Source organism: Labrys sp. ALF-8 (assembly GCF_059699065.1).
Genome location: NZ_AP048537.1, coordinates 2,391,862 through 2,417,077 on the forward strand (window position 1 = coordinate 2,391,862; position 25,216 = coordinate 2,417,077).

The 25,216-nt window shown below is 64.8% G+C and carries 26 protein-coding genes; 19 read left to right on the top strand and 7 right to left on the bottom strand.

Translation table 11 applies throughout. From position 1 onward, the window contains the following. The first annotated feature begins 169 nt into the window (after positions 1 to 169). The 5 genes from AC6H34_RS11025 to AC6H34_RS11045 all read left to right on the top strand — a co-directional run bounded on the left by AC6H34_RS11025 (position 170) and on the right by AC6H34_RS11045 (position 1,997). On the top strand, positions 170 to 1,003 hold the full coding sequence (locus tag AC6H34_RS11025; RefSeq protein ID WP_448149948.1) for a transglutaminase-like domain-containing protein: 834 nt from the start codon (positions 170 to 172) through the stop codon (positions 1,001 to 1,003). A gap of 26 nt (positions 1,004 to 1,029) precedes the next feature. Beyond that, a complete protein-coding gene (locus AC6H34_RS11030; RefSeq protein WP_497538843.1) occupies positions 1,030 to 1,227 on the top strand; it encodes a hypothetical protein in 198 nt (65 codons plus the stop codon). 11 nt (positions 1,228 to 1,238) lie between these two features. Beyond that, positions 1,239 to 1,433, top strand: a complete 195-nt coding sequence (locus AC6H34_RS11035; protein WP_448149946.1) for a hypothetical protein — start codon at positions 1,239 to 1,241, stop codon at positions 1,431 to 1,433. A 28-nt stretch (positions 1,434 to 1,461) separates the two neighbouring features. Next, positions 1,462 to 1,734 carry a hypothetical protein gene (locus AC6H34_RS11040; protein WP_497538844.1) on the top strand — a complete coding sequence of 91 codons (273 nt, stop codon included), beginning with the start codon at positions 1,462 to 1,464 and terminating at the stop codon, positions 1,732 to 1,734. 122 nt (positions 1,735 to 1,856) lie between these two features. Next, positions 1,857 to 1,997, top strand: coding sequence for a hypothetical protein (locus tag AC6H34_RS11045; protein ID WP_448149944.1), 141 nt, complete (start codon positions 1,857 to 1,859; stop codon positions 1,995 to 1,997). 86 nt (positions 1,998 to 2,083) lie between these two features. Here the strand turns inward: AC6H34_RS11045 and AC6H34_RS11050 are convergent, their stop codons facing one another. Together AC6H34_RS11050 and AC6H34_RS11055 are read right to left on the bottom strand one after the other, a co-directional pair. Next, positions 2,084 to 4,069, bottom strand: a complete 1,986-nt coding sequence (locus AC6H34_RS11050; RefSeq protein ID WP_448149943.1) for a response regulator — start codon at positions 4,067 to 4,069, stop codon at positions 2,084 to 2,086. Between the two features lie 248 nt (positions 4,070 to 4,317). After that, on the bottom strand, positions 4,318 to 4,524 hold the full coding sequence (locus AC6H34_RS11055; RefSeq protein ID WP_448149942.1) for a CsbD family protein: 207 nt from the start codon (positions 4,522 to 4,524) through the stop codon (positions 4,318 to 4,320). A 175-nt stretch (positions 4,525 to 4,699) separates the two neighbouring features. Between AC6H34_RS11055 and treY the strand changes: the two genes are divergently transcribed. From treY to AC6H34_RS11085, 6 genes are all read left to right on the top strand, one after another. Beyond that, positions 4,700 to 7,414 (top strand): malto-oligosyltrehalose synthase, encoded by a 2,715-nt coding sequence (treY, locus tag AC6H34_RS11060; protein ID WP_497538845.1) that lies wholly within the window; start codon positions 4,700 to 4,702, stop codon positions 7,412 to 7,414. Then, positions 7,411 to 9,201 carry a malto-oligosyltrehalose trehalohydrolase gene (gene treZ, locus AC6H34_RS11065; protein ID WP_497538846.1) on the top strand — a complete coding sequence of 597 codons (1,791 nt, stop codon included), beginning with the start codon at positions 7,411 to 7,413 and terminating at the stop codon, positions 9,199 to 9,201. Before treY ends, treZ begins: the two co-directional genes overlap by 4 nt. A 173-nt stretch (positions 9,202 to 9,374) precedes the next feature. Next, positions 9,375 to 9,614 (top strand): hypothetical protein, encoded by a 240-nt coding sequence (locus AC6H34_RS11070; protein ID WP_448149939.1) that lies wholly within the window; start codon positions 9,375 to 9,377, stop codon positions 9,612 to 9,614. A gap of 267 nt (positions 9,615 to 9,881) precedes the next feature. Then, positions 9,882 to 10,184, top strand: a complete 303-nt coding sequence (locus AC6H34_RS11075) for a DUF2934 domain-containing protein (RefSeq protein WP_448149938.1) — start codon at positions 9,882 to 9,884, stop codon at positions 10,182 to 10,184. Between the two features lie 171 nt (positions 10,185 to 10,355). Beyond that, a complete protein-coding gene (gene argS / locus AC6H34_RS11080; protein WP_448149937.1) occupies positions 10,356 to 12,077 on the top strand; it encodes an arginine--tRNA ligase in 1,722 nt (573 codons plus the stop codon). 249 nt (positions 12,078 to 12,326) lie between these two features. Next, complete coding sequence (locus AC6H34_RS11085; protein WP_448149936.1) at positions 12,327 to 13,268, top strand: Gfo/Idh/MocA family protein; 942 nt, start codon at positions 12,327 to 12,329, stop codon at positions 13,266 to 13,268. 121 nt (positions 13,269 to 13,389) lie between these two features. On the opposite strand, the gene AC6H34_RS11090 is transcribed toward AC6H34_RS11085, so the two are convergent. Beyond that, on the bottom strand, positions 13,390 to 14,409 hold the full coding sequence (locus AC6H34_RS11090; protein ID WP_497538847.1) for an aldo/keto reductase: 1,020 nt from the start codon (positions 14,407 to 14,409) through the stop codon (positions 13,390 to 13,392). A 163-nt stretch (positions 14,410 to 14,572) separates the two neighbouring features. Between AC6H34_RS11090 and rhaM the strand changes: the two genes are divergently transcribed. Then, the gene (gene rhaM, locus AC6H34_RS11095) at positions 14,573 to 14,890 is read left to right on the top strand and encodes an L-rhamnose mutarotase (protein ID WP_497538848.1); all 318 of its coding nucleotides are present in this window, start codon (positions 14,573 to 14,575) and stop codon (positions 14,888 to 14,890) included. 9 nt (positions 14,891 to 14,899) lie between these two features. Here the strand turns inward: rhaM and AC6H34_RS11100 are convergent, their stop codons facing one another. Next, positions 14,900 to 15,637 (bottom strand): M48 family metallopeptidase, encoded by a 738-nt coding sequence (locus AC6H34_RS11100; protein WP_448149933.1) that lies wholly within the window; start codon positions 15,635 to 15,637, stop codon positions 14,900 to 14,902. A 158-nt stretch (positions 15,638 to 15,795) separates the two neighbouring features. Between AC6H34_RS11100 and epmA the strand changes: the two genes are divergently transcribed. After that, a complete protein-coding gene (gene epmA, locus AC6H34_RS11105; protein ID WP_497538849.1) occupies positions 15,796 to 16,839 on the top strand; it encodes an EF-P lysine aminoacylase EpmA in 1,044 nt (347 codons plus the stop codon). Positions 16,840 to 17,171: 332 nt separating this feature from the next. Here epmA and typA read toward each other — a convergent pair whose 3' ends face one another. Both typA and AC6H34_RS11115 read right to left on the bottom strand, forming a co-directional pair. Then, positions 17,172 to 18,998, bottom strand: coding sequence for a translational GTPase TypA (gene typA / locus AC6H34_RS11110; RefSeq protein WP_448149931.1), 1,827 nt, complete (start codon positions 18,996 to 18,998; stop codon positions 17,172 to 17,174). 249 nt (positions 18,999 to 19,247) lie between these two features. Further along, positions 19,248 to 20,021 (bottom strand): class I SAM-dependent methyltransferase, encoded by a 774-nt coding sequence (locus AC6H34_RS11115; RefSeq protein WP_497538850.1) that lies wholly within the window; start codon positions 20,019 to 20,021, stop codon positions 19,248 to 19,250. Between the two features lie 121 nt (positions 20,022 to 20,142). Between AC6H34_RS11115 and AC6H34_RS11120 the strand changes: the two genes are divergently transcribed. The 5 genes from AC6H34_RS11120 (at position 20,143) to lhpI (ending at position 23,962) form a co-directional block, all read left to right on the top strand. After that, entirely contained in the window at positions 20,143 to 20,925 is a 783-nt protein-coding gene (locus AC6H34_RS11120; protein WP_448149929.1) for a helix-turn-helix transcriptional regulator, read from the top strand. Between the two features lie 187 nt (positions 20,926 to 21,112). Beyond that, positions 21,113 to 22,069: a signal peptide peptidase SppA gene (gene sppA / locus AC6H34_RS11125; RefSeq protein WP_497538851.1), complete on the top strand. Its 957-nt coding sequence runs from the start codon at positions 21,113 to 21,115 to the stop codon at positions 22,067 to 22,069. 146 nt (positions 22,070 to 22,215) lie between these two features. Next, positions 22,216 to 22,509, top strand: coding sequence for an integration host factor subunit beta (ihfB, locus tag AC6H34_RS11130; RefSeq protein ID WP_448149927.1), 294 nt, complete (start codon positions 22,216 to 22,218; stop codon positions 22,507 to 22,509). Positions 22,510 to 22,549: 40 nt separating this feature from the next. Next, on the top strand, positions 22,550 to 22,915 hold the full coding sequence (locus AC6H34_RS11135; RefSeq protein WP_448149926.1) for a LapA family protein: 366 nt from the start codon (positions 22,550 to 22,552) through the stop codon (positions 22,913 to 22,915). A gap of 99 nt (positions 22,916 to 23,014) precedes the next feature. Next, complete coding sequence (gene lhpI, locus AC6H34_RS11140; protein WP_497538852.1) at positions 23,015 to 23,962, top strand: bifunctional Delta(1)-pyrroline-2-carboxylate/Delta(1)-piperideine-2-carboxylate reductase; 948 nt, start codon at positions 23,015 to 23,017, stop codon at positions 23,960 to 23,962. Positions 23,963 to 24,058: 96 nt separating this feature from the next. Here the strand turns inward: lhpI and AC6H34_RS11145 are convergent, their stop codons facing one another. Continuing rightward, entirely contained in the window at positions 24,059 to 24,514 is a 456-nt protein-coding gene (locus tag AC6H34_RS11145; RefSeq protein WP_448149924.1) for a MarR family winged helix-turn-helix transcriptional regulator, read from the bottom strand. Positions 24,515 to 24,701: 187 nt separating this feature from the next. Between AC6H34_RS11145 and AC6H34_RS11150 the strand changes: the two genes are divergently transcribed. After that, entirely contained in the window at positions 24,702 to 25,130 is a 429-nt protein-coding gene (locus AC6H34_RS11150) for an organic hydroperoxide resistance protein (RefSeq protein WP_497538853.1), read from the top strand. Positions 25,131 to 25,216 lie beyond the last annotated feature (86 nt).

Below are 25,216 nucleotides of genomic sequence, written 5' to 3' on the forward strand. Positions count from 1 at the left end.
GAGCGATCCGAGAGCCAACGGCGGACTTTGGCGAATTCCGTGGAACTTTCCGTGAATCGGGGTGTTGTGCTCGCATGAATTGGCTGTATCGGCGCCAGATCGAGCCGTCAGTCGCAGTTTCACAAATTACTCATGCAAGGCTCCCCAGCCTCCCGTCCGGAGTTCGACCATGCATATCCGTTATGGCTATACCATCGAGATTGAGACGGCCCAGCCCACCACGCTCCTGACCGCGCTCGATGTCGAGGCGTCCCGCCGGCGAGATATCGTGTTCGAGGATCCATTCAGGGTGAGCGGTCCCGCCAGGATCGACAGCTATATCGATCCCCATGGCAACCGCTGCCGCAGGATCGCCGTCGCCGCAGGCGTAACGCAGCTGTCCTGCCACGGCGTGATCGCCGACAGCGGCAGGCCCGATGAAACGGCGCCGGATGCGCCGGCGGTGCCGGTTGCCGCCCTTCCCCTGGACACGCTGCCCTTTCTGCTCGCCAGCCGCTATTGCGAGACCGATCTGCTCGCGCCCTTCGCCTGGTGGAAGTTCGGCGAGATCGAGGGAGGCGGCGCCAAGGTGCAGGCCATCTGCGATTTCGTGCATGACCGCCTGACCTTCGGATACGAGAACGCCCGAGCGACCCGTACGGCGATGGAGACCTTCGAGGAATGCGTGGGCGTGTGCCGCGACTTTACGCACCTGGCCGTTACGCTGTGCCGCTGCCTCAACATTCCCGCCCGCTACTGCAACGGCTATCTCGGTGACATCGGGGTACCGCCCGATCCCGCGCCGATGGATTTCAACGCCTGGTTCGAGGCCTATCTCGGCGATCGCTGGTACACCTTCGATGCCCGCCACAACATGCCACGCATCGGCCGCATCCTGGTGGCCCGCGGCCGGGATGCCATGGACATCCCGATGCTGCAGTCCTTTGGCCCGCATGTCCTGCGGCGGTTCGAAGTCACGACACAGGAAGTCTCCGACTTCAACTATGCCATCGCGGCCGAGTAGGCCGCCTGCTTCGGGAGAATGAACCAATGTCCCGGAATCATGCCAGGAAGGCCGAAAAAGATCTCGACAAGGCCCTTGCCGAGAGTTTTCCAGCGAGCGATCCGGTCTCGCTGACCCGCTCGCCCGCCAAGGGACTCGCGTCCGGCAATCCCGCCGCCCGCCCGGATCGTCGGGCGCCCAAGGTGAGCGCGAGTGCCGAGGCCCAGCCCGACGCAAAGCGCTGAGCGGAGGAACGATGCCGACGGAACCGCAAAAGCCCGATCCTCTCGAGCCGCCATCACCTGTCGAGGTGCCGCGTCCTGAGCCGCCGCTCGGCGTCCCCGCGCCGACGCCCGACACGATTTCGCCGGGGGAGCCGCAGGGTATCCCGCCCGGCTCGCCTGAGGAGGAGCCGCAGCCGCCGGATACCCAGCCTATCCGCGAGCAGTAGCCGAAGCCGTGCAATCAGGGAGGTCGCAATGGCTGAGACGATCAAGCCTTCGGAAGATTTCTCAACCCACAAGCACTTCTATGAAGACTTTCTGCGCCTGACGGTCATCGTGATTTTCATGTTGCTTTCCCACGCGGTAGCCCTTGCTATCGGGGGGACTGTGCATATGTGGTTTCTAGCGGCCCTCGGCGTCGGCGCCTCGATTGTGGCGGCGGTAGTGGGGACGGCGATCAGAGGGCTCGACTGGAAGCCGGGCGCCGTGGTTCTCGTTCTGCTCCTGTTGTTGCTGGCAGGTGCATGATTTGGGAGATGACAGAGAGGCGTTTTCGAATTCTTAGGAAATTGTAACTGAACCTAGCGCTGCTTGGCGCGTTATCTATCCGGCAAACGATATCGATTTACGGAATATCAGGGGTACGTGACATGACGATCAACCTCCTTGCAATCTGCTCGACTTTGCTGGCCCTGGGCCTGTGCAGCGTCTTCGCGACCCGCACCCGTGAACTCGCCCGCGTCAAGGTTGTCGCCAGGTCTCGTTCCCGCCATATGCCGCCTCGCGGCTGAGCTGCCGTTTCCCGCTGCAGAATTTCCAGATGAAAAGGCGAGGGAGGATTCCACAATCCTCCCTCGCTTTGTTTTTTGGCCTTCGTTCAGCTGTCGATCGCGGCGCGGACCCGCCGGGAGAGCTGTTTCAAGGAATAGGGCTTGTGCAGGGGGCGACCGGCGATGCCCTCGCTTCGTATACGGCCGCTGTCGTCGGGCGCATAGCCCGTGGTGAAGAGCACCTTCAGATCAGGCAAGCGCGCCCTGGCCAGCAAAGCCAGTTCGCCGCCATTCATTTCCGGCATGACGATGTCGGTGAAGAGGAGGGTTATCGGGCGCCCGGCGGCGACCAGCTCAAGTGCGTCGCTTGCCGACGCCGCTTCGATGACGGTATAGCCCAGGCCCTGCAGCGCCTCCACCGCCATGGCCCGCACCCGGTCCTCGTCCTCGACCACCAGCACGGTTTCGTCGGGACGGCCCGGGAGCATCTTTGACGATTCGCCGGCGGCTTCCTCCTCCGCCCCCTCGCTTCCGGAACGGGGAAGATAGAGCCGGATGGTGGTGCCCCGGCCGAGTTCGGATGCGATGGTGACATGGCCGCCGCTCTGGCGCACGAAGCCGAACACCTGACTCAGGCCAAGTCCCGTGCCCTTGCCGACTCCCTTGGTCGTGAAGAAGGGATCGAAAGCCCGCGCCGCGACGTCTTCCGGCATGCCGGTCCCGGTATCGGTGACGGCGATGCACAGATAGGGACCGGCCGGGATGCCGAATTCCTGCGCCAGCCTCTCCGGCAGCATCGCATTCGCCGTTTCAATGCTTAATTCACCCCCGTCGGGCATGGCGTCGCGGGCGTTGACCGACATGTTGAGCAGAGCATTCTCGAGCTGGCTCCTGTCCGTCTCCACGGCCCAGCTGTCCGGTGCCAGCACCGTGGTGATGCGGATATGCTCGCCCAGCGTCCGGGACAGGAGATCGGTCATGTCGAGGATCATGGCGTTGGCGCAGACCCGCTCCACCGCCAGGGGCTGCTGGCGGGAGAAGCCGAGCAGGCGCTTCGTGAGAGCCGCTGCCCGTTCGGCGCCATCGAGAGCGCCGTCGATATAGCGTTCGACATCGGTCTGTCCGCGCGCCAGCTTGCGCTTGAGCAGCGTCAGCCCGCCGATGATCACCGCCAGCATGTTGTTGAAGTCATGCGCGATGCCGCCGGTGAGCTGTCCGAGCGCCTCTACCTTGTGAAGCTGATGCAGGCTGTTCTCGGCCGCCACCCGGGCCGCGACTTCGTCCTGCACGCGTTGTTCCAGCGTCTCGTTGAGATCGCGCAGCTCGTTTTCCACCTCGGTTTGCTTGGAAATGTCGGTGTTGGTGCCGAACCAGCGGATGATGCGCCCCGTTTCGTCCGTGACGGGGGCGACACGCGTGAGGAATGGCCTGAAGACCCCGTCCTTGCCACGAAGGGGAAAGACCATCTCGAAGGCACTGCCCGTTTCCAGCGACTCGCGCCAGCGCCCGATCACCGCCGGAAGTACCGAACGGTCGTGTACCGAACGCCAGCCCCAGCCCCGCATCTGTTCGAGCGTGCAGCCCGTGTAGTCGTACCAGCGCTTGTTGTACCAGTAGATGCCGCCATGGGCCGCGGCCATCCAGCACAGGATGGGGATGTTTTCGGCCAGGGTACGGAAATTCGCCTCACTCTCCCTGAGGGCCATCTCGGCGGCGCGGATGCGCAGCAGCGCCCGCACCGAGGCGACGAGTTCGTCCGGTTCGGATGGCTGCACCAGATAGGAATCGGCGCCTGCGTCCAGGCCGCGCGTGCGGTCCCTTCCCGAGACGAAGGAAGCCGAGGTCTGCAGGACGAGCGTCTCCGGGTAGTCCTGCTTGATGATACGACAGACGTCGAACCCGCTCATGTCGGGCAGCTTGACGTCGAGCAGTATCAGGGTGGGGCGCTTCTCCTTCACGAGCACCAGCGCCTCGAAGCCGGATGCCGCCTCAATCACCTCGAGCTCGGCCGCGCGGCCGAGCGCACGGGTCTTGGCGTGGCGCGCAGCCTCGTTACCGTCGGCGTTGAGAATGAGATTCGTGCGGCGGGGCATTGCGATGCACCATCAACTAAGCCGCAGGCACCTGCAAGGTATGGCTAAAACGCCATTCAGCAGGCAGGACCAAGCCACGTCCGGGACAATCCATACCACGGGCATTCCATGAAAACGTATTATTCCCGAAATCGGGAGGACTGGAAAGACACGTCCTTTCCAAAAGAAACCCCGGATGCAGTCCTGCATCCGGGGAGAGGTTCGCAGTTCGGCCTTGCCACTGCCGAACGCGCGGAGGCGGGCCCGGGTCAGTGCCATTTCTGGCGGCTGTACCAGCTTTCGACCTCCGATTTCGCCTTGTCCTTGGCGATGCCGTAGCGCTCCTGGATCTTGCCTTCGAGCTGATCCTGCTTGCCTTGGACGATATCGAGGTCGTCATCGGTGAGCTTGCCCCACTGCTCCTTCACCATGCCCTTGACCTGCTTCCAATTGCCTTCGACACGGTTCCAATCCATGTAAACCTCCTGGGGTGGTTGGGTAGTTGAAGAACTCGGGCGGATGCGGAAGGTTCCGTCGGGGTGACGGGAGCGGCGATTGCGGTATCATCGCCTGCCATCCAATTTCTTCCCGGCGCGCAACTTTTCGCCGGGCCATCCGTTCAATCCTGGAACTCGACCTGAAGGATGCCCCATGGCAACAGCCGCGAGCCCGCTGCCTCGAGCCACCTATCGATTGCAACTCAACTCCCGCTTCACCTTCGCCGACGCCGGCGCCCTGGCACCCTATCTGGCCCGATTGGGGGTCAGCCACGTCTATGCCTCGCCCTTCCTGAAGGCACGGCCCGGCAGCAGTCACGGCTACGACATTGTCGACCATGACGCCCTCAACCCGGAATTGGGCACGCCTGAAGACTTTGACCGTATGAATCAGGCCTTGCGCGCCAATGGACTCGGGCTCATCCTCGATTTCGTGCCGAACCATATGGGCGTAGGCGGGGCCGACAACCCCTTCTGGCTCGACATGCTCGAATGGGGGCAGGCCTCCGACTATGCCGGCTGGTTCGATGTCGACTGGCGGCCGGAAGCTCCGCATCTGGAGGGCAAGGTGCTGATCCCGGTGCTTGGCGACCATTACGGCGCCGTGCTTGCCGATGGCGGGCTGGAACTGCGCTTCGACGAGGGCGCGGGAGAATTCGCCGTCTGGGCCTATGGTGTCCACAAGCTGCCCGTCCGTCCCGGCCATTACGGCCGTATCCTCGGCAGCGCCCATGCGGAGCTGGACAGGCTCGCCGATGCCTTTTCCCATCTCGCCGCCTTTCGTCCGCATGAGCAGCGCCGGGCGCGCGAACTCAAGGCGGATCTCGCGGCCATGGTCGCCGGGGACGGAGAAGCGGCTGCGGCCATCGCCGCCGGCGTTGGCCGGTTTGCCGGCAAGGCAGGGGACGTCGAGAGCTGGACGCGGCTCGACCGCTTGATCACGGACCAGCATTGGCGCGTAGCCTTCTTCCGAGCAGCCGCGGACGACATCAATTATCGCCGCTTCTTCAACATCAGCGATCTCGCCGGGCTGCGCATCGAGCATGAGGAACTGTTCGACCATGCTCATCGCCTGGTTTTCGAGCTGATCGAAGGCGGCACGCTGACAGGGCTGCGGATCGACCATATCGACGGTCTGCTCGATCCCAAGACCTATTGCCTGCGCCTGCGCCAGAAGGCGCCCAGGCCGATATACCTCGTTGTCGAGAAGATCCTCGGCCCTGGCGAGGAGCTGCGCTCGGATTGGCAGGCGGATGGCACCACCGGCTACGAGTTCGCCAATCTCATGACTCACCTGATGATCGATCCGGCCGGCGAGGCCCCGCTCAGCGAGCTCTATCGGCGGTTCAGCAGCGAGCGGCGCGGGTTCGCCGCCATCATGCGCGAATGCAAGCTGGCCATCATGGACGACGAGATGGCGAGTGAACTCTGGGGGCTTGCGCGCGAGGCCGCCCGTATCGCCCGCTCCAATCCGCGAACCGCCGATTTCACCCGCAACGTGCTGCAACGCGCGCTTCGGGAAATCGTGGCCGGCTTCCAGGTCTACCGCACCTACGTTGATGCGGATGGCGCCGATGCGAAAGACCTCGCCCAGCTCAAGCGGGCCTTCGCGACCGCGCGTCGTACCGGCGGCGGGATTGATCGTTCGGTGTTCGACTTCCTGTTCTCGCTGCTGAGCTGCGAGGCGGTCTCGCTGGCCGGCAGCGGGTTCAGCCGGCAGGACGTGCTGCGCTTCTCCATGAAATTCCAGCAATATACCGGCCCGGTGATGGCAAAGGGCGTCGAGGATACGGCCTTCTACCGCTACAACCGCTTCGTGGCCGCCAATGAGGTCGGCGGCCATCCCGAGCAGCTCGGCGCCAGCGTCGCCGTCTTCCACGCCGAAAATCTCGCCCGGCATCCCGGCGCGATGCTCGGCACGTCCACGCATGATACCAAGCGTGGAGAGGATTGCCGGGCGCGCCTTGCCGTCCTCAGCGAAATCGCGCCCGACTTCGCGGGGGCTGTGGATCGCTGGCATGGCATCCTCGGCAGGGCCGACGCGCTGCCGGACAGCAACGACGTCTTCCTGTTCTACCAGCTCCTCATCGGCACCTGGCCTTCGGGCCTCTCCTCGGGGGATGCCGAAGGACTGGCAGGTTTCGAAGAGCGCATGCAGGCTGCCATGCTCAAGTCGGTGCGCGAGGCCAAGGTCCATACCAACTGGGCCGCACCGGACGAGGCCTATGAGGAAATCCTGCGCGGCTTCATCGGGGCCGCCTTGGCCGACGTGGACTTCCTCGCAGATTTCGTTCCCTTCCAGAACCGCATTTCCACCCTTGGAGCAGCCAACAGCTTCGTGCAGGCCGTCCTCAAGTTCACCGTGCCCGGCATGCCCGACATCTACCAGGGGGGCGAGGGCCTCGATTTCAGTCTGGTCGATCCTGACAATCGCCGGCCGGTCGACTGGGCCTGGCGGGCGAGCCGGCTCGAGAGAGCGGTCAGGCCGATTGCCGCAGACGATCTGGCCGACGGAACTGCGAAGCTGCTGGCCACGGCCAAGCTCCTCGCCCTGCGCACGGAGCACCCGGAGCTGTTCGGCAGAGGAGACTATCGGCCGATCGAGATGCCGGATGAGCGTCTCGTCGCCTTCTCGCGCCAGCATGGGGACAGCTCGGCCATTGTGGTGGCGGCTCGCTTTCCCCGCCGTGGAGAGGTTGCCGGCGTGCTGCCCCTGTCGTCGCATCGTCCTGTCTATGGCGACGTCCTGTCCGGTCGCCAGATCGCGCCCGGGCCTGAGGGGATCGATCTCGGCATCCTCCTGGCGGACCTGCCGGCGGCCGTGCTGGTGCCCGTGAGCCCCGCAGCCGCGCGGAGGTCGCTGTCATGAACGAGCCCGTCGATCGCCGCGAGCCGCGCTTCGGTCCCCTGAGCAGGGACGGCAAGATCCTGTTCCGCCTCTGGGCGCCGAAACAGCGAAAGGTGCGCCTGCATGTCGGCGGAGCGGTGCTGCCGATGAAGAGCAGCGACGGCTGGCACAGTCTGGAGACGACGGCCGTTTTCGGGACCCGCTACCGCTTCCTGCTGGAGGACGGCCTGGCGGTGCCCGATCCGGCCAGCCGCTTCCAGCCCGAGGATGTGCACGGCCCGAGCGAGCTGGTCGATCCCTCGGCCTATCGCTGGCGAAATACCGGTTGGCGAGGGCGCCCCTGGCATGAGACCGTGCTGTATGAAATGCATGTCGGAACCTTCACGTCCGAGGGCACCTTCAACGGCGCCGCAGGCAGGCTGGAGGAACTGGCCGAGCTGGGCGTCACCGCGGTGCAGCTCATGCCGGTTGCCGATTTCCCCGGTCGGCGCAATTGGGGCTATGACGGCGTGCTGCCCTTCGCGCCGGACGCAGCCTATGGCAGGCCGGAGGAACTGAAGGCCTTCATCGACACGGCGCACGGCCTCGGCCTCTCGGTGCTGCTCGACGTCGTCTACAATCACTACGGATCGGATGGAAACTACCAGCCGCTCTATGCGCCGGTCTTCACCGAACGGCACGAGACGCCATGGGGTGCCGCCGTCAATTATGACGACGAGGGGTCGGCGGAGGTCAGGGCCTTCGTGATCGAGAATGCGCTGTACTGGCTCCAGGAGTTCCGTTTCGACGGGCTTCGTTTCGACGCGGTGCATGAGATCCGCGACTCGAGCGCGCTACATCTTCTCGATGAGATCCGCACCACCGTCGGCGACGCCGTCCGCGACCGGCCCGTCCACCTCGTCCTGGAAAATGAGGAAAACACGGCAGGCTGGCTCACCCGGCGTGAAGGCGAGGCGGTGGGCTTCACCGCGCAGTGGAACGACGACATGCACCATGTCCTGCATGTCGCGGTGACGGGCGAGGATTCGGCTTACTATGCCGACTATGCAAGCCGGCCGCGCCTGCTCGGGCGAGCCCTGGCGGAGGGCTTCGCCTTCCAGGGAGAGGCGATGCCCTATCGGGGCCGGCCTCGCGGCGAGCGCTCGGCTCATCTGCCGCCGGATTCCTTCATCGCCTTCCTGCAGAATCACGATCAGGTCGGCAATCGCGCCACCGGCGATCGCATTCACCACCAGCACCCGCTGGAAGCCGTCAGGGCGGCGGCCGCCGCCTATCTGCTCGCGCCCCAGATCCCGATGCTTTTCCAGGGGGAGGAGTGGGCCGCCTCGACCCCCTTTACTTTCTTCTGCGACGTCGAGGGCGAGCTGGCCGACAAGGTCCGGGAAGGCCGCCGCAACGAATTCTCGCGTTTTCCCGAATATGCGAATCCCGAGGCCCGCAGGGCGATTCCCGATCCCGTCAGCGAGCAGACCTTCCAATCGGCCAAGCTGCGCTGGCGCGAACGCGAAGATTCCTTCCATGCCGAGATGCTTGCCTGGTACCGGCGCATTCTCGCCGCGAGGACGGCCAGGATCGTGCCTCTCATTCCCGATCTGGCGCGTGGGGGCCGATACAGGGTCGGAGACCAGGGAGTGGTCGAGGCCCGCTGGGAGGGCGAGAGCGGGACGGTGCTATCGGTCGTCCTCAATCTCAGCGGGATGCCGAAATTGCTGGAGCATGTGATCGAAGGCAGGACCGTCTGGATCGAGGGGCACAAGGTGGGCGCGGCGCTCGGGCCCTGGACGGTGGTCTGGACGCTCCGGCCGTAGCGAGCCTCGTTGGAGCTCCCGGCCATCTGGATGGTCCCATTGCTCCGCCCTAAAGCATCATCAAAAAATTCCGCTTCGGGCACGGAACCGATCCATCTCCGCCATGTTTGGTAGCCAGGGTGCGTGGCGTTTTCGCCGAGTCGTTTCTTTGACTTCAATCCAGGAGAGACCCGATGCCGAAGCATCTCCCGCTGCGCCCCAGCCTCTATGCCGAGAAGGTCGAAGCCCTCATCGCACAGGCCATTTTCGAGGGCCGTTCCTTCGATATCCATGACGAGGCCGAGCGCATCGCGGTGAGTTGCGGCATGTCGCCAGCTTCGGCGCGGATGGATTTCCAGAAGACGGCGCACGTCATCGGCAACAAGGCGCGACTGTTCGCCAAGGCCAGGGCGATCCTGCCGGAATTTGGCTAGAGCGCTTTGTGTCTTGACGGAATCGGCAAAACACAAGGACGCGTCGAAAAACAAGGAGCTGGAGAAGAGCGGCGTTTGTACCTGAGCGCGCTTTGCTCTAAGGCCTCGCCGCGGTTGAATTTACCGATTCTCTGCCTATTCTGAAGGAGTTGCATGCGATGCATGCGGCATCGCCGTACCGACGGCGGCTCCGAAGACAGCCCTGGGAAGGAACCGTCCAAGGTTCCGGGCGTTTTCTCTTACCAACCCAGACCGGGAGAGAAGTTGATGACGGAAGACCTCATTCATAAGATCCGGGAGAAGGCCCGCGAACTGTGGCAGCTCGAGGGCTGCCCGGAGGGGCGGGAGCTTCTGCACTGGGACATGGCCCGTGAACTGGTGACTCAGGAGAATACCGCCGAATTCACGCTGGTGCCCAATGCCCCCGAAGGCAACGATATCGTCGATGCGGTCGCGGCGCTGGACAATCTCAGGGAAGTGCCGGATCTGAGTCACAAGGACGAGCCTTCCGGCCCCGCACCCGATATCGATCCGGGCCGGCCGAAGAGGGTGGCCGGAGGGCGGTTCTGAGGATCCCGGCGCGGAGGCATATCCGCGCCCTCGTGAGGAGGCCCCTCCAGGGCCATTGCCCTGAAGCGAGCCTCAGCCGCCAAATCCATTGATAATCGGCCGGAAATGCTTGCCTGGAGCCGGTAAGCTGCTTACTGCGGACGCTGACGACAAGTGAAGGAAAGCGTCCGCATGTCTGCCTCTTTGAACCGCCACGTCGACGACGCCCTGGCGATTGCCTTTTCTGCCTGCGGACTGCCGACTGATACCGCCCGCGCCTCACGCTCGACACTGCCGGACCTCGCGGACCTGCAGTGCAACGGAGCGATGCCGCTTGCCAAGGGCATGAAGCGCAATCCACGCGAACTCGCGGAAGAGATCGGCGCCGAACTCAGGAAGAGCACGGTCTTCAAGGAGGTTTCGGTTGCCGGCCCCGGCTTCCTGAACCTGCGTATCGCCGACGATTTCCTCGCGCGCTGCGCGACGGAGCAGGCGGCCTCTCCGGACCTCAACATCGTCCAGCTTCCGGCTGATACAGTCGTGCTCGACTATGGCGGGCCCAATGTCGCCAAACCCCTGCATGTCGGCCATCTTCGCGCGCTGGTGATTGGCGAGAGCCTTCGGCGCATCCTCGATGCCCAGGGGATCCGCACCGTCTCCGACATCCATCTCGGCGACTGGGGGCTGCAAATGGGGCAGCTCATCTCCGAGATCCGCCTGCGCTGGCCGGATCTCGCCCCCGGCACCACGCCGCCCCTCACCATGGAAGACCTGCAACGCCTCTATCCGGAAGCGGCGGCGGCCTGCAAGGCCGATCCCGCGCGCATGGAGCTTGCCCGTGCCGCCACCGCCGCCCTGCAGGCCGGGGATCCCGACGCCACGGCGATCTGGCAAACGCTGCGCGACGTCTCGCTCAAGGCCCAGCGCGAGGATATCGACCTGCTCGGCACCCATTTCGACCTGTTCCTCGGTGAAAGCGACGTGCAGCCGCTCATCCCGGACATGATCGCCGACATGGTGGGGAGGGGCGTTGCGGTGGAGGACCAGGGCGCACTGATCGTCGATGTGTCCACGCCCGGCGAGGCTAAGCCGCTGCCGCCGCTCCTGCTGCAGAAATCGGACGGGGCGGCGCTCTACGCCACCACGGATCTCGCCACCATCGTGGCGCGTGTGCGCGACCAGGATCCAAAGCGCATCGTCTATGTCGTCGACCAGCGCCAGGAGCTGCATTTCCGGCAGGTCTTCCGTGCCGCCGAGAAGGCAGGCCTTGCCCCCGGTGTGGAACTCATCCATGCCGGCTTCGGTACGGTCAACGGCGCGGATGGCAAGCCCTACAAGACGCGAGAGGGCGGCGTGGCCCAGCTCAAGGACCTGCTGGGCGAAGCCATCGAGAAGGCCGGCGAGCGCCTGCGGGGCGACGATCCCACGCTCGACCGCGAGCAACTCGCAAGGCAGGTGGGTCTCGCCGCGGTCAAGTTCACCGATCTCTCCTCCTACCGCATCTCCGGCTATATCTTCGATGCCGACCGCATGGTGACGTTCGAGGGCAAGACGGGCCCCTATGTGCAGTATGCCTGCGTGCGCATCGGCTCCATCCTCAACGAGGCCGAGCTCGGCCAGATTCGGGCGGGTGACATCGTGCTCACCGAGCCGACGGAAAGGGCGCTGGTCCTCGAATGCGCGCGCCTGCCCGAAGTGGTGGCCTCCGCCGCGCGCAATCTCGCGCCCAATGAGGTCGCCGACTACATCTTCGGCGTCGCCCAGGGCTTCAGCCGCTTCTACGACGCCTGCCCGGTGCTGAAGGCCGACACGGATGTCCAGCGGGCCTCGCGCCTTGCCCTCTGCGGCCTGACCCGGGCCGTGCTCGCCAAGGGCCTCTGGCTCCTCGGCATCGACGTGCCCGAGAAGATGTGATCGCAGAGGCGGTGCGCCGTCATTCCGGATGGCCGCGGGTTGCGCCCGCGCCCGTGAACAGCCTCCCCGCTAGGTTGTATTCGGGGGAGCCGGCTCTTCGGCCGGAAGGACGCCGGGTTGCCTCGCCCGATTTCAATCTGCGCCATACTTGCGGGACGCTGGTAAAACAGGCAGGGCCGCCCCCTTTGCGGCGGCCCGATTTGCTGATAGCTGAACGCAGTATTTGACAGACAAATAGGGCGGAGACCCATGAGCCAGCATTCCATCGCGATCATCGGTGTGGGCAAGATCGCCATCGACCAGCATCTGCCCGTCATCGCCAAGAATCCGGCCTTTCGGCTGGCCGCGCTCGTCAGCCAGCGCGGCATCGAGCAGCCTGGCGTGCCTACCTTCCGCACGCCGGCCGAGCTCTACGCCGCCATGCCCGATCTCGATGCCGTGGCGATCTGCACGCCCCCCTCGGTGCGTCACGCCGTGGCGCTGGAAGCGCTCAATGCCGGCATGAACGTCCTCCTGGAAAAGCCGCCGGCTCCGACGGTGAGCGAGCTCGCCGATCTCCAGCGACAGGCCGCGGCCCGGCGCTGCGTGCTCTTCGCCACCTGGCATTCGCAGTACAACAAGGGAGTCGAGGAGGCCAAGAAGCGCCTTGCGGGCAGGAAGATCGCCTCGCTCGCCGTCACCTGGAAGGAAGACGTGAAGCGCTGGCATCCGGGCCAGGAGTGGATCTGGCAGCCAGGTGGCTTCGGTGTGTTCGATCCCGGCATCAACGCGCTGTCGATCCTCACCGAGATCGCGCCCGAGCCATTTTTCGTCACTGCCGCGACGCTTGCCTATCCGGCCAATCGCGACACGCCGATCGCGGCTTCGCTCACCTTTTCGTCCGCCGCTGCTGCCCCCGACGCGTCGCTCACGGCGGAGTTCGACTGGCGCCAGACGGGCGAGCAGACCTGGACCATCGAGATCAGGACGGCCGACGGCACCACCCTCACGTTGATCGACGGGGGCTCCAAGCTGGCCGTCGACGGCAAGATGACGGTGGCCGAGCCGATGGCCGAATATGAAGGCATCTATGAGCGCTTCGCCGGTTTGCTCGACCGCGGCGAGAGTGCGGTGGACGCAGCCCCGTTCCACCTCGTGGCGGATGCCATGGTGGTCGGCAAGCGAGAAGTGGTGGACGCCTTCGAGTGGTAGGAACGCTCAGGGCGCGACTTCATACATGCCATTGCCACACGCAAATCTGACCTTCGCGACACCAGACCCGCAAGGGACAGCGCGTCTGTAGGTGCTGTCCCTGCAAAGCGGGGCTGGCCGCTCACGGCGTGGGCGCGTCCTTGTCGATCAGGGCCTTTTCCTTCAGTTCCGCCCAGAATGCCCTCGGAATCGGCGCGTGGTGGGAGGCTACGTTCGCTTCCACCTCGCTCGGCTTCACCGCGCCGGGTATCTCCGACACCACGGCCGGATGCGCCAGCACGAATTGCAGGGCGGCGGCGGGCAGCTTCACGTCATGGGTCCGGCAGACCTCCTCGATGCCCCGCACCTTCTTCTGGATCTCCTCGGAGGCGTTGGCGTAGCCGTATTTCGACGTGCTCCCCGAGCCCGTCGCCAGGATGCCCGAGGCGAGCGGCGAGCCGATGATCACGCTGACGCCGCGCTTCACGCAATCGGCCATGCCGGTATGCAGCGGACCCTGGTCAAGCAGCGTGTAGGGCATGGCGACCAGCACGAAGTCGAGGTCGACGATCGGCGCCACGGTTTCCAGCGCCTCCGTGGTGTTGATGCCCATGCCGATGGCCTTGATGTCGCCCCAGCGCTTCAACTCCTCCAGCGCCTTGATGCCGGAATGCGCGAGATCCTTCTTGCGATAGCCGAAATCGGGGCCCTGGTAGGCGGCGTCGAGGTCGTGGATCACCAGGGCATCGATGGTGTTGAGGCCGAGGCGCATCATGCTCTGTTCGTAGGAGCGCATCACGCCGTCATAGGTATAGTCGTAGCGGTGCTGGAAGGGCAGGCCGCCCAGCCACATCTCGGATTTGAAGGTGGCCGGATCGAAGGGCCGCTCCAGCACCCGGCCAACCTTGGTGACGAGCTGGTATTCGTTGCGCGGCCTGTGCCTCAGGCCGTAGCCGAGCCGGTGTTCCGAGAGGCCGAGGCCGTACCAGGGCGCGGTGTCGTAGAGGCGTACGCCGGCATTCCAGGCCGCATCGATGGTGGCCTTGGATTCCTCCTCGGTCACGAGATTGTAGAGCTCGCCGAGATGCGCCGAGCCATAGCCGAAGGTCGGCACGGTCAGCGAGGTCTTGCCGACGCGGCGGCGCTCGAATTCCTTCGACATTCTTCCTCCCGAAAGATTTTTGCTTTTGTTGCAGGGCCTTAGCCCAAGCTGGCCCGTAAATTGTCAGACCAAAATTCGTTTGACAAGGCTTTTGAGCGCTGGCACAGCCCGCGATATCGGCTCCGTCCAGCAGCATCGGCAACACGACCCTGGGAAACCCGCCATGCCCGAGCGCATCGCCTTCCGCATGAATCTCCATCCCGGCCAGGCTGCTGAGTATGAGAAGCGTCACGACGAGATCTTTCCCGAGCTGGTGGCGCTCCTCAAGGACGTGGGCATCTCGGATTACTCGATCTGGCTCGATCCCGAGGACCACCATCTCTTCGCCATCCTTACCCGCAGCGACGATCATCGCATGGAGGAGCTGCCCGCTCAGGACGTGATGAAGCGCTGGTGGAAGTTCATGAGCGACATCATGGAAGGGCACGCGGACAATTCGCCGGTCGTGGTGCCGCTGAAGCGAGTCTTCCAGCTGGATTAGGAAAGACCGTCACCCATAGCGGTGCAGCCCCGCTCCATGGGCCTTCAGCCAGGCCTTGGCTTCCTCGGTACGCGGACAGAGTTGCCGGCAAAGGCGCCAGAAGCGCGGCGAATGATTCATCTCCTTGAGATGCGAAACCTCATGCGCGGCGAGATAGTCGAGCACGAAGGGCGGTGCCAGGATCAGGCGCCACGAGAAGGCGAGCGCGCCGGCCGAGGAGCAGGAACCCCACCGACTGGTGGTGTCCTTGACGCTCACCGGCCCATGCTTGACGCCGAGAGCCGTGGTGTGGCGCGTTACCGCCGCCTGCAATTCCTTCAGCGCCTGCTTCTTCAGCCAGTCGGTCAGGCGGCGCGGCAGGTGCTTGACGTCGCCATGCACGGCCAGCACAGGCGGCTCGCCCGCCTCCTGCTTCACCGTGCCGCGGCTTTCGGCCCGGTGCTCGATCCGGTGCGGCACGTCGCGAAAGGGCAGCATGGCCCCGGGCACGAAGGTGACATCCTGCGCCAGCTTGGCGAGCTTGAGCGCGATCCAGCCGGCATGCTTGTCCGCGAAAGCCTTGGCGGTGGCCAGGCTTCCGCGCGCCGGCATGGTGAGCACGATGTCGCGCTGGGCGGTACGCACCCGTAACGTGTAGCGGCGCGCCGAAGCCAGCCGCCTCACGGCGACAGGATAGGTCGTAGTCCCGATCTTGACCTCGATATGGGCCGGCTCGGGCGGCAGGGTGCGGCGAAACAGCGAAATCATGCTCGAATCATGGGCTTGGCTCCATCATAGCCCGGATCGGGAAGGTGGGCATGCGCGGGACGATCGGCAAGGGGAGGAGCAGCCGGAGCATCCGGATTTGAAACGCGCCTGCCTTCGCTCTAGAAGCTGCCACGACCTCCATCCGACAGGACGCCGCCATGACCTCCGGCCCCAGCCCCTGGTGGCATCCCACCGCCCATCAGGACCGCCGCCCCTTCCTTCTCGGTCGCAACCGGCTCCTGGCGGCCCTGCGCGTTTTCTTCGCCGTGAAAGATTTCACGGAGGTCGAGACGGCCATCCTGCAGGTCTCGCCCGGCAACGAGACCCATCTGCATGCCTTCGCCACGGATCTCGTCGATGCCGATCTCGAGGTGCACAGGCGCTACCTGCATACCTCGCCGGAATTCGCCTGCAAGAAGCTGCTGGCGGCCGGCGAGCAGCGCATCTTCACCTTCGCCAAGGTGTTCCGCAACCGCGAGCGCACGGGGACCCATCATCCGGAGTTCACCATGCTCGAATGGTACCGCGCGGGCGAAACATACCAGGCGCTGATGGAGGATTGCGCGCGCCTGCTTGCCCTGGCCGCGGAGGCGGGGCAGCGCAGGCAGTTCTCCTGGCGAGGCATCGAGACGAACCCCTTTGCCGAGCCCGAACGGCTCAGCGTCGCCGAGGCCTTCGAGCGCTTCGCCGGCATGGACCTGCTCGCGACGCTCGATGCCGAGGGGGCCAGCGACCGGGACGCGCTCGCGGCTGCCGCGCAGGCTGCCGGCTTGCGTGTCGCGGTGGACGACACCTGGTCCGACATCTATTCGGGCGTGCTGGTGGAGAGGATCGAACCGCATCTCGGCAAGGGCCGGGCCACCATCCTCTACGAATATCCGAGCGTCGAGGCCGCGCTGGCCCGCCGTACGGCACACGACCCCCGCGTCTCGGAGCGTTTCGAGCTCTATGCCTGTGGCGTCGAGCTCGCCAACGCCTTCGGTGAACTGACGGATGCCGCCGAGCAGCGTCGCCGCTTCGAGGCCGAGATGGAGGAGAAGCAGCGTATCTATGGCGAGCGCTATCCGATCGACGAGGAGTTTCTCGCGGCTCTCGCCGTCATGCCGCAGGCCAGCGGCATCGCGCTGGGCATCGACCGCCTTGCCATGCTCGCGACGGGTGCCAGCCGCATCGAACAGGTGATCTGGACCCCCGTAGCATAGAGCTCACGGGGGGCGTGGGCAGGCATGTCTGCGGTCCCCGGAAGGGCTCGCTCGACCCGCATCGGATGGCGCAGCTACAACGAACTCCCGCCGGGCCATCCCGCCACAATCTCGACAAAACCGCCTGCGAAGGTCCCCTCATGCCGTTGACGCGGCACGAGACTTGATCCGCGAGAGACTCCATTGCACCCGCCGGCCGAGAGGTCGGCGGTTTTTTCATGGACTGCCTTTGAGTGGTCGTCGCGACGCTGGCCATCGCTCCGGCGGTTCCCGGAAAAGCAAAAGGCCGGTCTCGCAACCGGCCTTTCGTCATCGGATAAGGTAAGGGATCCTTACGCTGCCGCTTCCTTGGAGCGTTCGGCCTTCTTGCGCTCGTTGGGGTCAAGGATCGCCTTGCGCAGGCGGATCGACTTCGGCGTCACCTCGAGAAGCTCGTCGTCCTGGATCCAGGCGATCGACTTTTCCAGCGTCATCCTGATCGGCGGGGTGAGGCGCACGGCCTCGTCCTTGCCGGCGGCGCGGACGTTGGTGAGCTTCTTGCCCTTGAGGACGTTCACTTCCAGGTCGTTCTCGCGGGTGTGCTCACCCACGATCATGCCCTGATAGACCTTCCAGCCGGGCTCGATCATCATCGGGCCGCGATCTTCCAGGTTCCACAAGGCATAGGCCACGGCCTCGCCGGCATCGGTGGAGATCAGCACGCCGTTGCGGCGGCCGGCTACCTCGCCCTTGTAGGGAGCATAGGCATGGAACAGCCGGTTCAGCACGGCGGTACCCTTGGTGTCGGTGAGCAACTCGTTCTGATAGCCGATGAGGCCACGCGTCGGGGCGTGGAAGACGAGGCGCTGGCGGTTGCCGCCGGAGGGGCGCATCTCGATCATCTCGGCCTTGCGCTCGGACATCTTCTGGACCACGGCGCCGGAGAATTCCTCGTCGACGTCGATCACCACTTCCTCGATCGGCTCGAGCGTCTCGCCGGTGGTCTCGTCCTTCTGGAACACCACGCGCGGACGCGACACGCCGAGCTCGAAACCCTCGCGGCGCATCACTTCGATCAGGATGGCGAGCTGGAGTTCGCCGCGGCCGGAGACGATGAACGAGTCCTTGTCGGTCGATTCTTCGATCTTCAGCGCCACATTGCCTTCCGCTTCCTTGAGGAGGCGGTCGCGGATGACGCGGCTCGTCACCTTGTCGCCCTCGGTGCCGGCGAGTGGGGAATCGTTGACGGTGAAGGTCATCGACACGGTCGGCGGGTCGATCGGCTGGGCCACCAGTGGCTCGGTGACTTCGAGCGCGCAGAAGGTGTCGGCCACGGTGCCCTGGGTCAAGCCGGCGATGGCGACGATGTCACCGGCCTCTGCTTCCTCGACCGGCTGGCGCTCGATGCCGCGGAAGGCGAGCACCTTGGAGACGCGGCCTTGCTCGATCACTGAGCCGTCGCGCGCGAGCGCCTTGATCGCGAGGTTCGGCTTAAGCGTGCCGGACGTGATGCGGCCGGTGAGAACGCGTCCCAGATAGGGGTTGGCTTCCAGGATGGTGGCGAGCATACGGAACGGGCCGGGCTCGACGGTCGGCGGAGCGACATGCTTGAGCACGAGGTCAAACAACGGCCCCATGCCGGCGGTCTGGTCGGACTCCGGGGAGGCGCCCATCCAGCCCTGCTTGCCCGAACCGTAGAGGATCGGGAAGTCGAGCTGTTCATCGGTGGCGTCGAGTGCTGCGAAGAGGTCGAATACCTCATTGATCACCTCGGTGGTGCGAGCGTCCGGCTTGTCCACCTTGTTGATGGCGACGATCGGCTTGAGGCCGATCTTGAGGGCCTTGGCGACCACGAACTTGGTCTGCGGCATCGGCCCTTCGGCGGCGTCCACCAGCACGATGGCACCGTCCACCATGTTGAGGATACGCTCGACTTCACCGCCGAAATCGGCGTGGCCGGGGGTGTCGACGATGTTGATGCGGGTATCCTTCCAGACCACCGAAGTGGCCTTGGCGAGGATGGTGATGCCGCGTTCCTTTTCGAGGTCGTTCGAATCCATCACGCGTTCGGCGACGCGCTGGTTGTCGCGGAAGGCGCCCGACTGGCGCAGCAGCTGGTCGACGAGGGTTGTCTTGCCATGGTCGACGTGCGCGATGATGGCGATATTGCGAAGTTGCATGGTTAAACCGGGTTCCTGCGCCGGCTGACCGCTTCCGGCCGGCGCTCTTGCGTGATGGTTGTTCGGATTTTGCGCCGCAATATCACAACTGGGGGTGCGGCGGCAATGGCCCGGGTGCACGGGCATCCTGCCCGGTCCTGCTTTTCTACGAGGACCGCAGTTCAAGAACGGGCAGGATGCCCGTGCACCCGGAATAGCAACAACCCGCAAAAAGAGCTGTGCCTGGAAAAACCCGAAGCAACCGTCCTCTCAACCCGGCCTCTTCGCCACGAACACCGCCGTATCGAAGGTGTAGGAGCCGTCCTCCTCGATCTCGAAATAGGCCCGCACCTCCTCCGACATCGCCGCCTGCAGGGCACGGATCGCCTCGACGAACACAGGCGGGGTGCGCATGCGGGCGATCCAGGAGGCGAAGTCGATACGCAGGCGCCATGTCCTGGTCTCGATGCCGGTGAAACCGGCCCCTGCGATCATGCCCTGCCATTCGGCCACCGAGTAGTCGCGCACGTGGGAGGGATCGCGCAGCATCTCGAAGCTCTGCAGGAAGGTGTCGTTCACCACCGCCGTGGGTGCGACGATATCGGCGAAGACCAGGGCGGCTCCGGGCCTGGCGACGCGGAAGGCCTCGCGCAGGGCCGTGGGCACGTCACCCCAGTGATGGGCGCTGTAGCGGCTCATCACCATGTCGAAGCTGGCGTCGGTGAAGGGCAGGCGCTCGGCCGAACCCTGCTGCGTGACGATGTTGGACAGGCCGCGTTTGACCGCTTCGGCGGATACCGCCGCCAGCATGTCGGCCGAGAGGTCATAGGCCGTGACGCTGCCGGTGAAGGGGGAGGCGGCGAAACTGACATGGCCGCCGCCGCACCCCAGATCCAGCACGGCGGAAGGGCGGCGAGCCTGAACCTCGCCTTGCATCGCCCGAAGATCCTCGCCCTGCGCATGCACGGCGCTCGCCACATAGGCCGAGGCCTGTGAGCCGAACTGATTGGTAACCAGGGTTTCCAGATTGGCCGAGCGGGCCATGACACTCTCCTTGGGTTTCTTGGGTCGGTCGGTCGCTCGAGAGAGCGATGAGACTGGAATGGCTCTAAATTCGGATTTACACTGGTACCAGTTTCAATTTTATCCTGGTATGAAAGCTGCCATGACTTCCGAATCCGACCAGGCCCGCCGCCAGCAGCTGGGAGAATTCCTGCGCTCCCAGCGAGCCCGCCTGTCGCCCGGCCTGTTCGGCCTGCAGGGCGGCTCAAGGCGGCGTACGCCGGGATTGCGGCGCGAGGAAGTCGCCCAGCTCGGCGGCCTCTCCACGACATGGTATACATGGCTGGAGCAGGGGCGCGACATATCCTTGTCCGCCCACGCGCTGGGGCGGCTCGCCAATGTGCTGAAATTCACGCCCGCCGAACGCGCCTACCTCTTCGACCTTGCCGGAAAGCGGGACCCGCAGGCAAGCGCCGAGGCCGAGCCGGCGGCACCTTCCGGGCTGCTGGCGGCTCTCGATGCGATCACCGCGCCGGCCTATGTCCTCGATCACCTCTGGAAAGCGCTCGGCTGGAACAAGGCGGCGGCAAGCCTGTTCTCGGGATGGCTGGACGGCGACAATGATCGCAACCTGCTCAATTTCATCTTCCTCAACCCGGCGGCGCAGCGGCTAATCGACGGTTGGGAAGGCCGGGCCCGGCGTGTGATCGCAGAGTTCCGCACCGACTACGGGCATCACCTCGAGGAGCCGGCAATGCAGGCCCTGGTGCAGAACCTCATCGCAACCAGCCCCTTTTTCGCCGAGGCCTGGCCCATCCACAGCGTGGTGGGTCGCGAAGGCGGGGCGAGGCGCTTCAATCACCCCGAGCGGGGCTTCCTGGAATTGCGGCAGATCACCCTCAACCCGACCACGAGGCCGGACCTGAAATTCGTGATGCTGGTGTGAGTTAAATCTGCATTCGGTCTGAAGCCCGCGCAGGTCCGGATCTTCGATTTCCGGCCCGCAATCCCGGAGACCGTGAACCGCCCGGCAATGCAATGACATTCCGGACCTGCCGCCGCGCTGCTCGCGCGCTTGCCGCTCCCCGCTCACTCGGCTAGTTTCGCGGCGATCTACCCTAAAGGTATTGCCGATGTCCGTTGAGACTGACCTCCTGGTCGACAGGCGCCAACTGCGCCGCAAGCTTTCCGTCTGGCGTGTGCTTGCCTTCCTTTTCCTCGCATTCGCCCTGATCGTGGCCTACCTCGCCCTCATCGGTTCCAGCGCGCTGCAGCACCGCACGCCTCACATCGCCCGCATCAAGCTCGAGGGTTTCGTCGGCGACCAAGCGGCCAATCTCAAGCTGTTCGACCAGGTGGCCGCCTCGCCCGCGGCCGGAGTGATCGTCGAAATCAACTCGCCCGGGGGCACCACCTCTGGCGGCGAGGCGCTCTATGACGGCCTGCGCAAGCTCTCCGGCAAGAAGCCGACCGTAGCCGTGATCGATGGATTGGGCGCTTCGGCGGCCTATATGGCGGCGATCGGGACGGATCATATCGTGGCGCGCCGCTCCTCGCTGGTCGGGTCGATCGGCGTGCTGGTTCAATACCCCAACGTTTCCAAGCTTCTCGACACCATCGGCGTCAGCGTCGAATCGGTGAAGTCTTCCCCGCTCAAGGCTGCCCCGGATGGAATGACACCCACCAGTCCGGAAGCACGGGCTGCCCTGGCTTCCGTGGTCAACGACACCTATGGCTGGTTCAAGGATCTGGTGAGGGAGCGCCGCAAATATGACGACGCCGGCCTTGCCGCCGTCTCGGACGGGCGCATCTTCACCGGCAAGCAGGCGCTGGACCTCAAGCTGATCGACGAGATGGGTGACGAGAGCACCGCCATTGCCTGGCTGAACACCAGCAAGTCGGTCGCCAAGGACCTGCCGGTGGAGGACTGGGACAAGCCGTCGGTGAGTTCCTCCTTCCCCTTTGCCAAGGCTGGCGCAGCCTGGCTCGCCGACAGCGTGGGCCTGAAGTCGCTCGCGGAGGTAATCCGGGCCGCTCCGGAAACCCAGCCTGGCGCGCTTGACGGGCTTGTCTCGGTTTGGCACCCTTGAGAAATCGATGTCTTACGGTCTGTCGGGACAATCTCTGAACTGTCATCAGCCGGGTCTAGAGAGCGTGCCAGTGCATCGAGAAGCCCCGGCGCGATTCGGGCTGAGCAACAAGACTTCAACAAGGCCGGCGACTGGCGGGAACAAGAATGATCAAATCCGAACTGGTTCTGAAAATCGCGGAGGCCAATCCGCATCTCTATCAGCGCGACATCGAGAATATCGTGAATGCCATTCTCGACGAGATCGCCGGTGCGATGGCCAAGGGCGACAGGGTGGAACTGCGCGGCTTTGGTGCGTTCTCGGTAAAGGCCCGTCCGGCCCGCATCGGCCGCAATCCACGTACGGGAGCCCATGTGCCGGTGGACGAGAAATTCGTGCCTTTTTTCAAGACCGGGAAGGACATGCGGCTGAGGTTGAACAAGACCCCGGCCAAGGTATGAGCGGCGTCCCCTCGCCCTACAGCCGAAGCGGTAGCAGGCCATGAAGCGCGCTTTCTATTATCTCATCCTGGTCGTGGCCCTGCTGGTGGTCGCGGCCTTTGCACTGGCCAACAAGCAGTGGATCGCCCAGGGCGTGGACCTGTCCTACGATCCCACCAGGCCGGGCGCGGTCGAAACGACGATTCACCTGCCGATGTTCCTGGTGCTGTTCGGGGTCCTGCTCGTCGGCATGATTCTCGGCGGCATAACGGTCTGGCTCAAGCAAGGCCGTTTCCGCCGCGCTGCCCGGGTGGCGCAGGTTGAGGTCGAGCGCCATCGCGGCGAGATCGACCGCCTGCGCAGCCAGGCCAATGCGAGCGAGACGCGCGAGGGCCAGGCGATGCTGCCCTCCAGCGTGCCTTTCTGAGCCCCGGCGAAGAGACCCGATCCCGGCAGGGTGGGGCGTCGCCCTGCTTTTACGCCGTGGCGCCTCCTCGTTCCATCGGCACAACCATCCGGAGCCCCCATGCGCGTCATTACGGCCGATGAGATCGATGCCCTGCTGACCTTTCCCGAACTGGTCGAGGCGCTGCGGGAAGCCTTTGCTTCCGATTTCGTCACGCCGCCGCGCCAGCATCTCGAAATCGGACATGGTGCCGGCGCCGCAACGGGCCTGATCATGCCTTCCTGGACGGGTAACGCTCCCGGTCCCGGCGCCTTCCTCGGCACCAAGCTCGTCAACGTCTTCCCGGCAAACGGTGCTCGCGGCCTGCCGGCCGTGCTCGGCACCTATGTGCTTATGTCCGGGGAAACGGGCGCGCCGTTGGCGGCGATCGACGGCACCAGGCTCACGCATTGGCGTACGGCGGCTGCCTCCGCGCTCGCCGCCTTCTACCTTGCTCGCGATGATGCCACGACCCTTGCCATGGTGGGCGCCGGTGCCCTCGCCCCATTTCTCATCCGTGCGCATGCCAGCCAGCGGCCGATCCGCGAAGTGACCATCTGGAACCACCGGGCCGAGCGAGCGGGGCATGTCGCGGCGGAATTGTCCCGCGAAGGCGTGCAGGTACGCTACGAGCCCGACCTCGAAAAGGCGGTGCGCGGCGCGGACATCGTTTCCTGCGCCACGCTCTCGAATCTTCCCCTGGTCCGGGGGGACTGGCTCAGGCCTGGGACGCATCTCGATCTGGTAGGGGCCTTCAACCTCCAGATGCGGGAGGCCGACGACGAAGCCCTGCGCCGCGCCGAAATCTTCATCGACACGCCGAGCGCCTTGACGGAGGGCGGCGACATCGCCGTCGCCATCCAGGCTGGCCTGATCGGGCCGGACGACGTCGGCGCCACGCTGGCCGATCTCGCCCATGGCCGTCACAAGGGCCGCGGCGCGGCAGAAGCCGTCACCCTGTTCAAGTCCATCGGCAGTGCGCTGGAGGATCTCGCGGCGGCGATACTTGTGTGGAAGAAGGCGGCATAGCCCCGGAACCGCATGCATCGGCGCCATGGTACGAGGAATGGCGCATGCATCGGCACTCGGCTTGCCGAATTCGGTCGGCACCGGAAGGTGGACGCCCTACGCCTTCTCCACCTTCTTGTGATTGGCGTCGAGGGCTTCACGCAGCCAGTCGAGCCAGTCCTTCAGCGAAGTTGCCTGACCGCCTTCGAGCCCGGTTGCGGCGCCGATCTGCGCCGGCACCGCAACGGCCTTTTCACGCAACGCGCGGCCGGCGGCGGTGAGGCTGATGCGAACCTGGCGCTCATCCTTGCTATCGCGCTGGCGCCTGACGAGGCCCGCTGACTCCAAACGCTTCAGCAATGGCGTGAGAGTGTTCGTCTCCAGGAAAAGCCGGGTCCCGATCTCGCCGACCTTGAGGCCGTCCCTCTCCCACAGGCAAAGCATGACGAGATACTGGGGATAGGTCAGCCCGAGCGGGTCGAGCAGGGGTTTGTAGGAGCGGCCAAAGGCGTTGTTGGCAGCATAGAGCGCGAAGCAAAGCTGGTTTTCCAGCAGCAACGGAGCGGATTCCATCACGACCTCCTTGCGGGACAGATCGGCATCATCGAACAAAATGCCAACCTTTCCATATCGTTATAAACTTATCGCATGCGACAGAGTCGTGAAACCATTTTTGCAATCTTTTCTGTGCAAAAATAAAGATCGCATACGATATAAACGTATGCGATACTAAACGCGTCCTATCCTCAAGGAGGTTTCGATGAAAGTCCTTTACACCACGGCCGCCCGGTCCGATGCCCATGGCAGGGACGGAGGCCATTCCGGCACTCTTGACGGCAACCTGTCCGTCACCTTGTCGCTGCCGAAGGAACTCGGCGGTTCCGGCAGCCCCGGGACCAACCCCGAGCAGCTCTTCGCCACCGGCTACGCCGCCTGCTTCATGGGCGCCCTGCGCTTCGTGGCCGGCAAGGAGAAGGTCGCGCTGCCGGCCGATGCCACGGTGACGACCACGGTCGGCATCGGTCCTCGCGACGATGGCACGGGCTTCAGTCTCGACGTGGCGCTGGCCGTATCCCTGCCGGGCGTCGAGAAGGCAAAGGCGGAGGACCTCGTCGCCAGGGCCCACATCGTCTGCCCCTATTCGGAAGCCACGCGCAAGAATCTCGACGTCCGGCTCAGCGTGGTCTGATCGGCGGCTCGAAGGAGGAAAGCGCCGGTTCGACGGAATTGGCGCTCCCTTCTCCAGCGGGCATAGTGGCGGGCGATTCGCTTTTT

Coding starts and splice junctions, on each gene's coding strand:
- AC6H34_RS11025 (WP_448149948.1), top strand. CDS start 170: ATGCATATCCGTTATGGCTATACCATCGAGATTGAGACGGCCCAGCCC.
- AC6H34_RS11030 (WP_497538843.1), top strand. CDS start 1,030: ATGTCCCGGAATCATGCCAGGAAGGCCGAAAAAGATCTCGACAAGGCC.
- AC6H34_RS11035 (WP_448149946.1), top strand. CDS start 1,239: ATGCCGACGGAACCGCAAAAGCCCGATCCTCTCGAGCCGCCATCACCT.
- AC6H34_RS11040 (WP_497538844.1), top strand. CDS start 1,462: ATGGCTGAGACGATCAAGCCTTCGGAAGATTTCTCAACCCACAAGCAC.
- AC6H34_RS11045 (WP_448149944.1), top strand. CDS start 1,857: ATGACGATCAACCTCCTTGCAATCTGCTCGACTTTGCTGGCCCTGGGC.
- AC6H34_RS11050 (WP_448149943.1), bottom strand. CDS start 4,069: ATGCCCCGCCGCACGAATCTCATTCTCAACGCCGACGGTAACGAGGCT.
- AC6H34_RS11055 (WP_448149942.1), bottom strand. CDS start 4,524: ATGGATTGGAACCGTGTCGAAGGCAATTGGAAGCAGGTCAAGGGCATG.
- treY (WP_497538845.1), top strand. CDS start 4,700: ATGGCAACAGCCGCGAGCCCGCTGCCTCGAGCCACCTATCGATTGCAA.
- treZ (WP_497538846.1), top strand. CDS start 7,411: ATGAACGAGCCCGTCGATCGCCGCGAGCCGCGCTTCGGTCCCCTGAGC.
- AC6H34_RS11070 (WP_448149939.1), top strand. CDS start 9,375: ATGCCGAAGCATCTCCCGCTGCGCCCCAGCCTCTATGCCGAGAAGGTC.
- AC6H34_RS11075 (WP_448149938.1), top strand. CDS start 9,882: ATGACGGAAGACCTCATTCATAAGATCCGGGAGAAGGCCCGCGAACTG.
- argS (WP_448149937.1), top strand. CDS start 10,356: ATGTCTGCCTCTTTGAACCGCCACGTCGACGACGCCCTGGCGATTGCC.
- AC6H34_RS11085 (WP_448149936.1), top strand. CDS start 12,327: ATGAGCCAGCATTCCATCGCGATCATCGGTGTGGGCAAGATCGCCATC.
- AC6H34_RS11090 (WP_497538847.1), bottom strand. CDS start 14,409: ATGTCGAAGGAATTCGAGCGCCGCCGCGTCGGCAAGACCTCGCTGACC.
- rhaM (WP_497538848.1), top strand. CDS start 14,573: ATGCCCGAGCGCATCGCCTTCCGCATGAATCTCCATCCCGGCCAGGCT.
- AC6H34_RS11100 (WP_448149933.1), bottom strand. CDS start 15,637: ATGATTTCGCTGTTTCGCCGCACCCTGCCGCCCGAGCCGGCCCATATC.
- epmA (WP_497538849.1), top strand. CDS start 15,796: ATGACCTCCGGCCCCAGCCCCTGGTGGCATCCCACCGCCCATCAGGAC.
- typA (WP_448149931.1), bottom strand. CDS start 18,998: ATGCAACTTCGCAATATCGCCATCATCGCGCACGTCGACCATGGCAAG.
- AC6H34_RS11115 (WP_497538850.1), bottom strand. CDS start 20,021: ATGGCCCGCTCGGCCAATCTGGAAACCCTGGTTACCAATCAGTTCGGC.
- AC6H34_RS11120 (WP_448149929.1), top strand. CDS start 20,143: ATGACTTCCGAATCCGACCAGGCCCGCCGCCAGCAGCTGGGAGAATTC.
- sppA (WP_497538851.1), top strand. CDS start 21,113: ATGTCCGTTGAGACTGACCTCCTGGTCGACAGGCGCCAACTGCGCCGC.
- ihfB (WP_448149927.1), top strand. CDS start 22,216: ATGATCAAATCCGAACTGGTTCTGAAAATCGCGGAGGCCAATCCGCAT.
- AC6H34_RS11135 (WP_448149926.1), top strand. CDS start 22,550: ATGAAGCGCGCTTTCTATTATCTCATCCTGGTCGTGGCCCTGCTGGTG.
- lhpI (WP_497538852.1), top strand. CDS start 23,015: ATGCGCGTCATTACGGCCGATGAGATCGATGCCCTGCTGACCTTTCCC.
- AC6H34_RS11145 (WP_448149924.1), bottom strand. CDS start 24,514: ATGGAATCCGCTCCGTTGCTGCTGGAAAACCAGCTTTGCTTCGCGCTC.
- AC6H34_RS11150 (WP_497538853.1), top strand. CDS start 24,702: ATGAAAGTCCTTTACACCACGGCCGCCCGGTCCGATGCCCATGGCAGG.